At 73.3% G+C, this 14,030-nt stretch carries 11 protein-coding genes; 6 read left to right on the forward strand and 5 right to left on the reverse strand.

All coding sequences use genetic code 11. The annotated features are described in order from the left end of the window. Positions 1-27: 27 nt before the first annotated feature. Positions 28-411 (reverse strand): hypothetical protein, encoded by a 384-nt coding sequence (locus tag ACFYZR_RS14145; protein WP_391909710.1) that lies wholly within the window; start codon positions 409-411, stop codon positions 28-30. A 262-nt stretch (positions 412-673) separates the two neighbouring features. Here ACFYZR_RS14145 and ACFYZR_RS14150 point away from each other — a divergent pair, with 262 nt between their 5' ends. The 4 genes from ACFYZR_RS14150 (at position 674) to ACFYZR_RS14165 (ending at position 4,674) form a co-directional block, all read left to right on the forward strand. After that, positions 674-2,938, forward strand: coding sequence for a nitrate- and nitrite sensing domain-containing protein (locus ACFYZR_RS14150; RefSeq protein WP_391909713.1), 2,265 nt, complete (start codon positions 674-676; stop codon positions 2,936-2,938). Beyond that, positions 2,935-3,396 carry a roadblock/LC7 domain-containing protein gene (locus tag ACFYZR_RS14155; RefSeq protein WP_391909715.1) on the forward strand — a complete coding sequence of 154 codons (462 nt, stop codon included), beginning with the start codon at positions 2,935-2,937 and terminating at the stop codon, positions 3,394-3,396. The genes ACFYZR_RS14150 and ACFYZR_RS14155 overlap by 4 nt, the downstream gene beginning before the upstream one ends. A gap of 8 nt (positions 3,397-3,404) precedes the next feature. After that, positions 3,405-3,911, forward strand: a complete 507-nt coding sequence (locus tag ACFYZR_RS14160) for a DUF742 domain-containing protein (RefSeq protein ID WP_391909718.1) — start codon at positions 3,405-3,407, stop codon at positions 3,909-3,911. A gap of 154 nt (positions 3,912-4,065) precedes the next feature. Beyond that, complete coding sequence (locus ACFYZR_RS14165; RefSeq protein WP_391909721.1) at positions 4,066-4,674, forward strand: ATP/GTP-binding protein; 609 nt, start codon at positions 4,066-4,068, stop codon at positions 4,672-4,674. Positions 4,675-4,681: 7 nt separating this feature from the next. On the opposite strand, the gene ACFYZR_RS14170 is transcribed toward ACFYZR_RS14165, so the two are convergent. Further along, entirely contained in the window at positions 4,682-5,467 is a 786-nt protein-coding gene (locus tag ACFYZR_RS14170; protein WP_391909724.1) for a M15 family metallopeptidase, read from the reverse strand. Between the two features lie 235 nt (positions 5,468-5,702). Next, positions 5,703-8,069: a glycoside hydrolase family 31 protein gene (locus ACFYZR_RS14175; RefSeq protein WP_391909727.1), complete on the reverse strand. Its 2,367-nt coding sequence runs from the start codon at positions 8,067-8,069 to the stop codon at positions 5,703-5,705. A 210-nt stretch (positions 8,070-8,279) separates the two neighbouring features. On the opposite strand from ACFYZR_RS14175, the gene ACFYZR_RS14180 reads away from it, so the two are divergent. Both ACFYZR_RS14180 and ACFYZR_RS14185 read left to right on the forward strand, forming a co-directional pair. Then, positions 8,280-10,286 carry an acetoacetate--CoA ligase gene (locus ACFYZR_RS14180; RefSeq protein ID WP_391909730.1) on the forward strand — a complete coding sequence of 669 codons (2,007 nt, stop codon included), beginning with the start codon at positions 8,280-8,282 and terminating at the stop codon, positions 10,284-10,286. Between the two features lie 86 nt (positions 10,287-10,372). Beyond that, positions 10,373-11,269 (forward strand): hypothetical protein, encoded by an 897-nt coding sequence (locus tag ACFYZR_RS14185; protein WP_391909732.1) that lies wholly within the window; start codon positions 10,373-10,375, stop codon positions 11,267-11,269. An 80-nt stretch (positions 11,270-11,349) separates the two neighbouring features. Here the strand turns inward: ACFYZR_RS14185 and ptsP are convergent, their stop codons facing one another. Both ptsP and ACFYZR_RS14195 read right to left on the reverse strand, forming a co-directional pair. Next, the gene (ptsP, locus tag ACFYZR_RS14190) at positions 11,350-13,020 is read right to left on the reverse strand and encodes a phosphoenolpyruvate--protein phosphotransferase (protein ID WP_391909735.1); all 1,671 of its coding nucleotides are present in this window, start codon (positions 13,018-13,020) and stop codon (positions 11,350-11,352) included. A 103-nt stretch (positions 13,021-13,123) separates the two neighbouring features. Beyond that, positions 13,124-13,573: a PTS glucose transporter subunit IIA gene (locus ACFYZR_RS14195; RefSeq protein ID WP_391909738.1), complete on the reverse strand. Its 450-nt coding sequence runs from the start codon at positions 13,571-13,573 to the stop codon at positions 13,124-13,126. Positions 13,574-14,030: the final 457 nt, after the last annotated feature.

The following is a 14,030-nucleotide window of genomic DNA, read 5'->3' on the forward strand; positions in this document are numbered from 1 at the left end:
GGGCCCGCCCACACCCCACGCCCGCCCCTACAACCTCTCCGGGCTGACCGCCCCGGGGAAGCGCGCACGCCGTGCCTTGCGCACCGCCCGGGCCGTACTGCTCGGCACGGACACCACGCCGTGCCGCTGGCGCCACACCTGTCGCGTCACCCACACATCGAGCACCGCCCACGTCGCGGCCACCGTCCCCGCCACCGCGCACAGCACGGCCGGAAGGACCAGCCACGTCCCGGCGAGGGCGAACAGCACCGTCACCGTGGTCACCTCGAGCGTCCCCGCGATGACGAGAACCGCCCGCACGGCGGACGAACGCACCGGATCGGGCATCCGCGGCCTGCGCGCCGGCTCCTCGACCCACAACGGCCTGCGCGCGCCCGAGTCATGGGACGAGACGTCACGTTCCAGGTCCATGGCGGCTCACCTCCCCCTGTGGCTGCCCCGCACGGGTTCTCCCGAAGCGCCCGGAACAGCCCCGCCTCCCCTGTAAGGGGAGAGCGAACGGGACGCCCCGAAGGTTCCCCATTACGCGGAGAAATCCGGCCAGACCGATGTGCCCCGGACGTACTGGTCTTCGAGCCGAGTACGTGGCAGTAGTAGGCTCACGGCGCATCACTGTCGCCACGATCTCATCGGAACACCATCCCCGTGCGCCGGGGTTGACGTAGGGGAGGCCATGCGCTTTCGCGGGAAGTCGATCCGCCGGAAGATCGTGACGCTGCTCCTGGTGCCCCTGGTGTCCCTGACCGGTCTGTGGGCCTTCGCCACCGTCATCACCGGCAACGAGGCCGTCCAGCTGATGGACGCGGCCGACGTCATGCGCACCGTCGGCTACCCCGCGGGGGACATGGTCCGCACCCTCCAGAAGGAGCGCCGGCAGACCCTCGTCCACCTCGCCGACCCCCGCCGCGCCGACGTCCTCGACGAACTGCGCGCCGAGCAGCGCGCCACCGACAAGGCGGTCACCGCCTTCCGCGCCGGCATCCACGGCGATGTGCGCGAGGACATGAGCCCCACCGCCGCCCGGCGCTTCCGCGTCCTGGAGAAGACCCTCGACGGGCTCCCCGGCGTGCGCCGCAAGGTGGAGGACGACGCCTTCACCCGCTACGCCGCCTTCCAGGCGTACAACGACATCATCGAGCCCTACTACGACTTCCTCGGCAGCCTCGCCGCCCTCCAGGACGCCGAGACGGACCGGCAGAGCCGCGCCATGGTGGGCCTCGGCCGCGCCCGCGAGGCCGTCGCCCGCGAGGACGCCCTGCTGGCCGCCGCCCTCGCCGCGGGCAGCATGAGCCGTCAGGATCTACGCGCGTTCTCCGACCACATCGCCGAACGCCGCACCCTCTACAGCACCCACCTCGCCGTCCTGCCCGTCGCCGAGCAGAAGACCTACGAGGACTACTGGCGCGGCACCAACGCCGAGGCGCTGCGCGCCGCCGAGGACACCGTCGTCCTCGCCGGCTCCGCCCGGGCCCCGCACGCCATCGACGCCCGGCGCTGGCAGACCACCGTCACGCCCGTCCTCGACGACCTCGGCCGGATGAGCATCGAGGCCATCGACCGCTTCAGCGAACGGGTCCGGCCCGTGGCCCTCGGCGTCATCGCCAAGGCCGTCGTCGCCGGCGTCCTCGGCCTGATCGCCCTCGTCTGCTCCCTCGTCATCTCCTTCCGCGTCGGCCGGGGCCTCGTCAAGGACCTCCACCGGCTGCGCAAGGAGGCCCACGAGGCGTCCGGCGTCCGGCTGCCGGGCGTGATGCGCCGTCTCGCGGCGGGCGAGCGCGTCGACGTCGAGGCCGAGGTCCCCCGGCTCGTCCACGGGCCCGACGAGCTCGGCCAGGTCGGCCAGGCCCTCGACACCCTTCAGCGGGCCGCCGTCGAGGCGGCCGTCAAACAGGCCGATCTGCGGCGCGGCGTCTCCGACGTCTTCGTCAACCTCGCCCGCCGCAGCCAGGTCCTGCTGCACCGTCAGCTGACCCTGCTGGACGCCATGGAGCGCCGCACCGAGGACACCGACCACCTCGCCGACCTCTTCCGCCTCGACCACCTCACCACCCGGATGCGCCGCAACGCCGAGGGCCTGGTCATCCTCTCCGGCGCCGCCCCCTCCCGGCAGTGGCGCAAGCCCGTCCCGCTGATGGACGTCGTCCGGGCGGCCGTCGGCGAGGTCGAGGCGTACGAGCGGATCGAGGTGCGCAGACTGCCCCGGCTGGCCCTCGACGGCCCCGCCGTCGCCGACCTCACCCACCTCCTCGCCGAACTCCTCGAGAACGCCACGGCCTTCTCCCCGCCGCACACCGCCGTCCACGTCCTCGGCGAGCGCGTCCCCAACGGCTTCACCCTGGAGATCCACGACCGCGGCCTCGGCATGAGCTCGGACGCGCTGCTGGAGGCCAACCTCCGCCTCGCCGATCCTGTCGAGTTCGAGCTGTCCGACACCGACCGCCTCGGCCTGTTCGTCGTCGGCCGGCTCGCCCGCCGCCAGGGCGTCCGCGTCTCCCTCCAGCCCTCCCCGTACGGCGGCACCACCGCCGTCGTGCTCATCCCGTCCGCGCTGCTCACCGAGACCGCCCCGCGCGGCGGGCGGGCGGACCGGGAGGACACCGGCGGCCGGCCCCTCGTACGGCGCCCGGCCCGACGCGCGGTGTTCCCCGACGAGGAGACGCACCAGCAGGCCGCCGACGGCCCCCACCACGACGAGCGCACCCCCACCGGGGGCCTGCCCCGGCGCGTCCGGCAGGCCAGCCTCGCACCGCAGCTGCGGGAGCCCGCCCCGGCGCCGGCCGCCCGTACCCGTCCCGCTCCGGAACCCGACCGCGACGCCGAGGAGGTGAGGGCACGCATGGCCGCCCTCCAGCGCGGCTGGCAACGGGCACGGGAGGACAATGAGATGACGACGAGCACCACCGCACCAGGAACGACAACTGAGGGGGACGGTCGATGACCGCACACCAGGCCGCGATACGCAACACTCCGTCGACGACGGGCGAGGACCGCTCGCGCGGCGGATCCGGCGAGCTCAACTGGCTCCTCGACGACCTCGTCGAGCGCGTCGGCAGTATCGGCAAGGCGCTGGTGCTCTCCAGCGACGGCCTGGCCAAGGGCACCTCCAAGGGCCTGTCCCGGGAGGACGGCGAGCACCTGGCCGCCGTCGCCTCCGGCTTCCACAGCCTCGCCAAGGGCGTCGGCCGCCACTTCGCGGCGGGCGAGGTCCGCCAGACCATGGTCGAGCTGGACCGGGCGTTCCTGTTCGTCACCGCCGCCGGCGACGGCAGCTGTCTGGCCGTCATCGCCGACGCCGACTCCGACATCGGCCAGGTCGCCTATGAGATGACGCTGCTCGTCAAGCGGGTGGGCGCACACCTGGCCACCGCTCCGCGCACCGGCGTCGCCGGCGAGTGACCGGCGGTATGACCGAGGACCCCACCGCGTTCCCGCGGCAGACACCCTCCGGGCCCACGGCCGGGACCACCGGCCGGTGGGGTCCGGCCGCCCGGCCGGGCGCGGCGCCCGGCGGCGAGCACACCGCCCAGTGGTACGACGACGCGGCGGGCCCCGTGGTCCGCCCGTACACCATGACCCGGGGCCGGACGAAGGCCCCGGCCGAGCGACGGCTCGACCTGATCGCGCTCGTCGTCGCCGAGGAGTTCCTGCTGGCCCACCCCGGCGGCGCGTACGCGATCGCCGACCGGACCCTCTCGCCGGAGCACCTCGACATCGCCGACCTCGCCCGCCGGGAGCCCCACTCCATCGCGGAGCTGGCCGCCACGCTGGACCTGCCGGTCGGCGTGGTCCGGGTCCTGGTCGGCGATTTGATCGACGCCGGGTACGTCCGGGTCTCCCGCCCGGTCCCGCCGGCGGAACTGCCCGACGCGGGCATCCTGCGCGAGGTGATCGACGGCCTGCGCGCCCTGTGAGGCCGGCCGGCCCACGGCAAGGGCCGAAAGGGGGTTGAACAGACCGCCGTCCATGCGGAACGATCACCACCGAGGGGGAACACGGGGGAGTACGGGGGGGCACGACCACGGGGGAGCGCCATGTCGCACCGACCCTGAATTCGGAGGAAATCCCATGGCTCTCGGGCGCCCTGACCGCGGAATACAGCCCCAGGCGGCGCCGCTGACCCTCAAGCTCCTGGTTGCCGGCGGCTTCGGCGTCGGCAAGACCACACTGGTCGGCTCCGTCAGCGAGATCATGCCCCTGCGCACCGAGGAACTGCTGACCGAGGCGGGCCGCCCGGTCGACGACCTCTCGGGCGTCGAGGCCAAGCGCACCACCACCGTCGCCATGGACTTCGGCCGGATCACCCTCCGCGAGGACCTCGTCCTCTACCTCTTCGGCACCCCCGGCCAGGACCGCTTCTGGTTCCTCTGGGACGAACTGTCCCAGGGCGCCCTCGGCGCGGTCGTCCTCGCCGACACCCGCCGGCTGGCCGACTGCTTCGCCGCCGTCGACTACTTCGAACGCCGCGGCATCGCCTTCACCCTCGCCGTCAACTGCTTCGACGACGCCCCGCGCCACTCGGCGGAGACCATCCGTGACGCCCTCGACCTCGACCCCGAGGTGCCCGTGGTGATGTGCGACGCCCGCGAACGCGAATCCGTGAAGCGGGTCCTGGTCTCCGTCGTCGAACACGCCCTGGCGACGGGCATCACCGCCCGCCGCCCGGCGACGGTCTGAACCGTCCTCAGCGGACGGGGAAGTCGAAGTACGTGTCCGGGTACGGCTCACCCCGCAGCGTGTAGTGCCACCACTCCTCCGGGAGGTTGACGAACCCCGCTCCCTCCATCACCGACTTCAGCCGCAGCCGGTTGTCCCGCTGCCGCCCCTGGATCCGTGGGTCGAGGGTGTGGGCGAGGGTGTCGAAACAGTCGAAACCCGTCCCCATGTCCACGGAATTGTCGGGAAAACGCTGCCACCGGGGCGCGAAGCACGGCACGAGCGGCTCACCGGGCACATACGGACGCGTGGGCCACGCCGGCCGGCGCACGATCGTCAGATCCATCGTGCTGCCCCGGCTGTGCCCGGACTTCGCAGCGATATAGCCGTCCTCGAACAGCCGCGACTTGGCCACCCGCGGATAGAACTCCGCCTTCATCCGCTCGTCGCCCAGGTCCTTCGCCCATGCCACGAAGTCGTTCACCGCCCGCTGCGGCCGGTAGCAGTCGTACACCTTGAGCGAGAGCCCCTGCCGCGACAGCACCCGCTGCGCCCGCCGCAGCGCCTCGGCGGCCGGGCGCGTCAGCAGACACCGCGGACGTTCGTAGCCGTCGACGCGGTGACCGGTGAAGTTGTGCGGGGTGAAGTACCGCATCTCCTGCACGATCGTCGGATCGACGTCGGCGAGGGCGGCGAACCCCGGGGGCGGCTGCGACCCGGCCGGGGCCGCGTGGGCGGCGGGCGCGGAGGCGAGGGCCGTGAGCGCGGCGAACGGAAGGACGAGCGCGCGACAGAGCGCGGAGAATCTCGACATGGCTCACGGGAATACCAGCCGCGGGGGCGACGCGAAAGGGGGCCGGGGCCGGGCGGCCCCCGCCCACAGCCCGGGCCGTGGCCCGGCGGCCGAAGGCTCGCCGCCCCGGGGAACGTCCGGCACCCGCGTGGCCCGGGCCCAGGGGCGGAGCCCCGACGGCCCACCGCCCGGGGGGCCGGGGGCTTGCCCCCGGGAAACGGGGAAAGGGCGGGGCTGGGGCAAGCCACCCGCAGGGTCACCCCCGAACCCGCACCCGGTACCCCACCTCCCGCGACCCCTCCCGCTCCACCGTCACCACCCCACCCCGCGACCGCGTCGTAAACCGCACCACCTCCGCGCCGGCGCCGCCGCCGGCACCCGCCCCCGCATCGCGAATGAGCACCCCACCCCCCGTACGCCCCGGAGCCGGCGCCCACACCTCCAGCTCCACCTCCCCGTCCGCACCCGCCACCGGAATCACCGACCCCGCCCGCGCCAGCACCGGAACGCGCGACAGCGGCGCCTCCAGCAGCACCTGCCCCGGCCCCTCGTACGGCCGTTCCGTCGCCGTGTCGTACCAGCGCCCGCGCGGCAGCCGCACCGCCCGCCGGTCCGCCCCCAGCTCCAGCACCGGCGCCACCAGCAGCGAATCACCCAGCAGGAACGCGTCCTCGCAGTCCCGCAGCGCCCGGTCCTCCGGCGAGCGCCACCACACCGGCCGCACATACGGCGCCCCCGTGCGCTGTGCCAGATGCGCCAGCGTCACGAAGTACGGCAGCAGCCGCTCCCGCTCCCGCAACGCCGCCCCCGCGTGCTCCAGCACCTCCGCCCCGAACTCCCACGGCTCCCGCCGCCCCGCCGAGATCGCCGCGTGCGTACGGAACAGCGGCAGATACGCGCCCAGCTGGAACCACCGCAGATACAGCTCCGGCGACGGGAACCCCGTGAACCCCCCGATGTCCGGCCCCGAATACGGCACCCCGCACAACCCCAGCCCCAGCACCAGCGCCAGCGACGCCCGCAGCCCCGGCCAGCCCGTCGCCACGTCCCCCGACCACGTACCGCCGTAGCGCTGCATCCCCGCCCAGCCCGAGCGGGAGAACAGGAACGGCCGCTCGTCCGGGCGCAGCTCCCGCAGCCCCTCGTAACCGGCCCGGGCCATCGCCAGCCCGTACACGTTGTGGGCCTCGCGGTGGTCGCCGCCCCGGCCCTCCAGCGCGTGCCGCGCCGAGCGCGGCAGCGTCGGATCGCCGAACGCCGCGAACGACACCGGCTCGTTCATGTCGTGCCACACCCCGGAGAACCCCTGCGCCAGCCGCTCCGCGTACAGCCCGCCCCACCACGCGCGCGCCCCCGGATCCGTGAAGTCCGGGAAGACGCACTCGCCCGGCCACACCTCGCCGCGCACCTCACGCCCCCGCGCGTCCGTCACGAACGCCCCCGCCGCCACCCCCGAGTCGTACTCCGCCAGCCCCGGCTCCGCCTTCACCGCCGGATCGACGATCGACACCAGCCGCACCCCCTCCTCCTTCAGCTCCGCCGCCAGCCCCGGCAGATCCGGGAAGCGCTCCCGGTCCACCGTGAACACCCGGTGCCCCCGGAAGTGGTCGATGTCCAGGTGCACCGCCGACAGCGGCAGCCCCCGCTCCCGATAGCCGGCCACCACCCGCCGCACCTCCCGCTCGCTGCCGAAGCCCCAGCGCGCGTGCTGATACCCCAGCGCCCACGCCGGCGGCAGCGCGGCACCCCCGGTCAGCGCCGCCCAGCCGTGCAGCACCCGCGCCGGGGTGCCCACCATCACCCAGTAGCGCAGCGGACCGCCCTCCATCCGCGTCTCGCAGCGCCCCGGCCGGTCGTGGCCCGAGCCAGCGCCCTCCTCGCCCTCCCACAGGGTGACCCGGCCGTCCCAGGTGTTGTCGTGGAACACCAGGTGCGTCCCCGCGTCCGCCACCACCAGCTGCACCGGCATCGTGATGTACAGCGGATCGTCCCCCGGCCCGAACGCCCCGCCCGGATCGGTGTTCCACAGCCGGTACACGCCGTCGCGCAGCCGCGGCCCCGAAGCCCGCCCGCCCAGCCCGAAGAACCGCGCGTCCGCCGCCACTTCCGAGCGCTGCACCCACCGTCCGCCGCCCTCCGCGCCCGCCGGCTCCCACCAACGCGGCGCCAGATCGCGCCGCAGCACCACCCCGCCCGGCGTCCGCACCTCCACCGTGCCGTGCCGGGACACCGCCACCAGCACCCGCTCGGAGACCACCCGCCAGCCACCGTCCGTGTCCGGCTCCAGCACCGCCCGCTCGTCCGCCTCCGGACAGCCGCCCGCCAGCGCGTACGACGGCTCCGGCACCGCCCCGTCCCACCCGCAGAACACCGCGCCGCCCGCCGCCACCCGCACCCGCAGACCGGCCCGGGCGAACCGCACCACCCCGCCCCCCGGCTCCGGATCCGCGCCCTGCGCCACCCCCGGCACCCGCGCCCGCGCCGCCCCCTGCCGGGGCAGCCCCACCGCGTCCACCCGGTGCCGCCGCCAGGCCGACCGCACGGACCGCAGCCCCTGCGCGCTCCCCACCGCCCGCAACGAGGCCATCCACTTCACCGATCGCACAAGGTCACCAGCGTCCATGCCGCTCACCCTGCCACCCGCCCGGGCCGCTCCGCGCACCGTTCAACCCCCGTTCACCCCCGCAAGGACGTGTCCCTCCCGCAGCGGTGTGACACCGGCCCTGGTGCATTGAGTCGATCACATGGCATCGTCCTCACAGCCACCGCACGGGCGCACCCCGTCCGTGCGCACGGCTCCGCCCACGACGCGCTCGAAGCCCGGGAGCAGCCAATGACCACCGCACCGCAGCCCGTCGACCAGCCGGCGCCCCTGTGGCGGCCCGGCGCGGACCGCGTCGCAGCCGCGCAGGTCACCCGCTTCCACGCCCGCGCCGCCGAACGCCACGGCGCGCCCGCCCCCGTCCCCGGCGACCCCGTCGCGAGCTACGCGGCCCTCCACCGCTGGTCCGTGACCGAACCGGAGACCTTCTGGCAGGCCGTCACCGAGTGGTCCGACGTCCGCTTCACCACCCCCTACGAGCGCGTCCTCGCCGACCGGTCCATGCCCGGCGCCCGCTGGTTCCCCGGCGCCACCCTCAACTACGCCGAGCACGCCCTGCGCAGCGCCGAGGACCCCGCGCGAGCCGGCGAGCCCGCCCTGCTGCACGTCGACGAGACCCACGACCCCCGCCCCGTCACCTGGGCGGAACTCCGCCGCCAGGTCGGCTCGCTCGCCGCGGAGCTGCGCCGCCTCGGCGTCCGCCCCGGCGACCGCGTCAGCGGCTACCTGCCCAACGTCCCGCAGGCCGTCGTCGCCCTCCTCGCCACCGCCGCCGTCGGCGCCGTCTGGACCTCCTGCGCCCCCGACTTCGGCGCCCGCAGCGTCCTCGACCGCTTCCAGCAGGTCGAACCCGTCGTCCTCTTCACCGTCGACGGCTACCACTACGGCGGCAAGCGCCACGAGCGCGCCGACGTCGTCGCCGAGCTGCGCGCCGAGCTCCCCACCCTGCGCGCCGTCGTCCACATCCCGCTGCTCGGCACCCCGGCCCCCGAGGGCACGCTGGAGTGGGACGCCCTGACCGCGGCCGACACCGAACCGGTCTTCGAGCAGGTGCCCTTCGACCACCCCCTGTGGGTGCTCTACTCCTCCGGCACCACCGGACTGCCCAAGGCCATCGTCCAGTCCCAGGGCGGCATCCTCGTCGAACACCTCAAGCAGCTCTCCCTCCACTGCGACCTCGGCCCCGGCGACCGCTTCTTCTGGTACACCTCCACCGGCTGGATGATGTGGAACTTCCTCGTCTCCGGCCTCCTGGTGGGCGCGACCGTCGTCCTCTACGACGGCAGCCCCGGCCACCCCGACACCGCCGCCCAGTGGCGCGTCGCCGAACGCACCGGCACCACCCTCTTCGGCACCTCCGCCGCCTACGTCATGGCCTGCCGCAAGGCCGGCGTCCACCCCGGCCGCGACTTCGACCTCTCCCGCGTCCGCTGCGTCGCCACCACCGGCTCCCCGCTGCCGCCCGACGGCTTCCGCTGGATCCACGACGAGGTCTCCGAAGACATGTGGATCGCCTCCGTCAGCGGCGGCACGGACGTCTGCAGCTGCTTCGCCGGCGCCGTCCCCACCCTCCCCGTGTACATCGGCGAGCTCCAGGCCCCCTGCCTGGGCACGGACCTCCAGGCCTGGGACGCCCAGGGCAAGCCCGTCGTCGACGAGGTCGGCGAGCTGGTCGTCACCAACCCGATGCCCTCCATGCCGATCCACTTCTGGAACGACCCCGACGGCCACCGCTACCGCGAGAGCTACTTCGAGATGTTCCCGGGCGTCTGGCGGCACGGCGACTGGATCACCCTCACCTCCCGGGGCACCGTCGTCATCCACGGCCGCTCCGACTCCACCCTCAACCGCCAGGGGGTACGGATGGGCTCCGCCGACATCTACGAGGCCGTGGAACGCCTCCCCGAGATCCGTGAATCCCTCGTCATCGGCGTCGAACAGCCCGACGGCGGCTACTGGATGCCCCTCTTCGTCCACCTCGCGCCGGGCGCGGCACTGGACGACACCCTCCTCGCGAAGATCAAGAGCACCATCCGCGAGCAGCTCTCCCCGCGCCACGTCCCCGACGAGGTCATCGAGGTCCCCGCCGTCCCCCACACCCTCACCGGCAAGCGCATCGAGGTCCCGGTCAAGCGCCTTCTCCAGGGCACCCCCCTGGAGAAGGCGGTCAACCCCGGGTCCGTCGACAACGCCGAACTGCTGGGCTTCTACGAGCGCCTGGCCCGCGAACGCGGCTGACCTGGGCGAACGGATCGCGAACGGCCGTTGTCAGTACCCTTGGTTACTGTGAGTGAGCATCGATCGCTCGTGCCGAGGGGGAGTACATGCCACACACCGACAACGGCCGGAAGCGCCCGACCGCGCGCACCACACGGGCCACCCGGACCACACGGACAGCGCGACGCAGGCTGCGCCACGAGACACCGAGCACCGTGGCCGTCCTCGCCGACAGGACGGACTTCGCTGCCATGCGGCGATACCGCAGCTTCCGCTTCGACGACCACGCCGGCTACCTCCGCCAGGTCGAAGGCCTGCTCAGAGCACTCGCCTCCCAGGGCACCCACATCAGCCTCGCCCTCTTCGACCCGATGGCCTACGAGGAGTACTGCGCCGACACCCACCTCGACCCCGACACCCCCGGCAGCCGCACCCGCTACACCGCCGACGTCGCCGCGACCGGCGCCCGCCTCACCTACGACGGCCGCCCCCTCGCCCACCTGTTGCCCGACCTCGTCCGGGCAGCCGAACAACAGGCGACCTGGGAATACGCCTCCGCCCTCCTCGAACCCGGGGAGGACGCCGGCCGGGCGGCCTTCGCCAGGGCGTCGAAGCTCCTGCGCCGCCTCGTCGAAACGGCGGGCGACGGCAGCCACCACCTCGTGTGCAGCGTCTCCGCGCCCGACGACGCGAACACCCCACTGGTCGCCGTCGTCGAAGCCGAATGCCACGGCGGACTGCTGCGCCTGGAGGAATCAGCGGCCCTGCTCTTCTGCACGGTCCTCGCGGCGGGCATCGGCCTGGGCAGCCCCGGCGGCGTCGTGCTCCGCACCACCCGTCCCGGCGAGCCCGAGACCGTCCGCGGCTGGTGCCTGGACGGCGACGGACTGCGCCCCCTGACGGCGGGGGAGGTCTTCGCCGCCTACTGCACCGACGCCGAGACCGGTGAACCCGTACCCCCGGAGCCCGGCGTCGACTACCTCGCGGGCGTCCGGCTCGAATAGAAAGGGGTGAGGGGTGCCCCACCGGCAGGTGGGGCACCCCTCACTCATCACTGCTCACACAGCTCACAGAACGACCGGGCTCACTCGCCCGACAGCACCGCCTGCGCGGCCAGACGGGCCTCCTCGGCCGAGTCCGTCGCACGGGCGGCCGCGGCCGCCCGCTCACACTGCGCCAGCGTGTGCTTGGCCAGCGTCGCCCGCACATAGGGGATCGACGCCGCGCCCATCGACAGGCTGGTCACGCCCAGACCCGTCAGCACACAGGCCAGCAGCGGGTCGGACGCCGCCTCACCACAGACACCACAGCTCTTGCCCTCGGCCTTGGCGGCCTCGGCCGACGCGGCCACCAGGTCGAGCAGTGCCGGCTGCCACGGGTCCTGAAGACGCGAGACCGCGCCCACCTGACGGTCGGCGGCGAAGGTGTACTGCGCCAGGTCGTTCGTGCCCAGCGACAGGAACTCGACCTCCTGAAGGATCGAGCGCGCCCGCAGCGCGGCGGAGGGGATCTCCACCATCGCACCGAACTTCGCCTGCAGCCCCGCCTCGCGGCACGCGTCCGCGAACGCCTTGGCGTCCGTGCGGTCCGCCACCATCGGGGCCATGACCTCCAGGTACACCGGCAGGCCCTCGGCCGCCTTGGCCAGCGCGGTGAGCTGCGTACGCAGCACCTCCGGGTGGTCCAGCAGCGTCCGCAGACCACGCACGCCGAGCGCCGGGTTGGGCTCGTCGGCCGGGGTCAGGAAGTCCAGCGGCTTGTCCGCACCCGCGTCCAGCACCCGCACGACCACACGGCCCTCGGGGAACGCCTCCAGCACCTTGCGGTACGCCTCGACCTGCTTGGCCTCGGACGGCGCCTTCGCGCTGTCGTCCAGGAAGAGGAACTCGGTACGGAACAGGCCCACGCCCTCCGCACCCGCCTCGACCGCGGCCGCCACATCCGCCGGACCACCGATGTTCGCCAGCAGCGGCACCTTGTGACCGTCGGACGTCGCACCCGGACCGGACGACGCCGAGAGCGCCGCCTTCCGCTCCTCGGCCGCCTTGGTCAGCTCGGCGCGCTTCTCCTCGCTCGGGCCGACGAAGACGTCACCCGTGCTGCCGTCCACGGCCACCACCGTGCCTTCGGCGAGCTCACCGGCGCCCGGCAGCGCCACCACGGCCGGCACCCCGAGCGCCCGCGCCAGGATGGCGGAGTGACTGGTCGGCCCGCCCTCCTCGGTCACGAAGCCCAGCACCAGCGCCGGGTCCAGCAGCGCGGTGTCGGCCGGAGCCAGGTCCCGCGCGATCAGCACATACGGCTCGTCGCTGTCCGGCACACCCGGCATCGGCACGCCCAGCAGCCGCGCCACGATGCGGTTGCGCACGTCGTCGAGGTCGGCCACCCGGCCGGCCAGGTACTCACCGGCGTTGGCGAGCAGCGCCCGGTAGGCGGCGAACGCGTCGTACACCGCGCGCTCGGCGGTGCTGCCGACGGTGATGCGTCGGTCGACGTCGGCCATCAGCTCGGGGTCCTGGGCCATCATGGCCTGGGCCTCCAGCACGTGCTGGGCCTCGCCGCCGGCCAGGTTGCCGCGCGCGATCAGATCGGCGGCGACGGCCTCGACGGCCTGCCGCGCACGACCCTGCTCACGCGGCGCCTCGTCCGCCGGGATCTGCTTGGCCGGCGGCTCCAGGACCGCCGTGCCCATGTGCCGGACCTCGCCGATCGCCACACCGTGGCTCACGCCGACGCCTCGCAGCGTTGTCTCCATTTCACGTCTCCGGTTGATTGCGGCGGCCATGGCACACGGCCGCCGCGATGGATGTCGTACGCGCCGTCCGTCCGGACGGCTCAAGATCACCGAAGGTGAAAGGTCACTGCCAGGAGAAGAGGGCGTCGCCGGCCTTCACGTCGCCGTCCTCGATGACGGCGCCCAGCGAGTCGGCGGTCGCCTCGAGCGCGACGACGGGGCAGACCGGGGACTTGCCGGCCTCCTCGACGGCGACCGGGTTCCAGCGCACGATCTCCTGGCCGCGCGTGACGGTGTCGCCCTTGTTGACGAGCAGCTCGAAGCCCTCGCCGTTGAGCTGAACGGTGTCGATGCCGAGGTGCGTCAGCACTCCGTGGCCCTCGCCGTCGACGACGACGAAGGCGTGGGGGTGGAGCGAGACGATGACGCCGTCGACCGGGGAGACCGCGGCGTGCGGCTCACGGACCGGGTCGATAGCGGTACCGGGTCCCACCATCGCGCCGGAGAAGACCGGATCGGGCACTGCCGCGAGTCCGATGGCGCGTCCGGCGATCGGGGACGACACGGTGGTCATGGGAAGCCTCCCAGAGGTGGAGAATCATCACGCGCCGTCACTACCTGTCCTGGACGGCGCACTGGTCGGAAGCCTAAGTCATAGGAACTGAGGATTCCGCACGAGCGTGCGCGCTGCGCACGCGTAGGAGCCGGGGCGGGAACCGTGTGCGGTGCGTAATCGATTTGCCTCGGCCTGGCAGTCGCTGTACTGTCGGGTTCCTGCCCACGACCGAGGCCCGCAGCAAGCTGCTGGCGAGGCGGGGGCGGCACTCCAATGGATGAGATCCTTCCCGGATCCGCTGCTGTGTGCCTGCATGCCTTTTGTGTATGCGAGGTGAACGGGGCGGAAACGGAGCCGGAAAAGTCCTGATAGAGTGGTGGAACACCGAAGGGAAGCCCGGAGGAAAGCCCCAGTAATCAACACTGTGGGTGAGTACAAAGGAAGCGTCCGTTCCTTGAGAACTCAACAGCGTGCC

Source organism: Streptomyces sp. NPDC001678, assembly GCF_042892945.1.
In the GTDB taxonomy this organism is placed as follows: domain Bacteria; phylum Actinomycetota; class Actinomycetes; order Streptomycetales; family Streptomycetaceae; genus Streptomyces.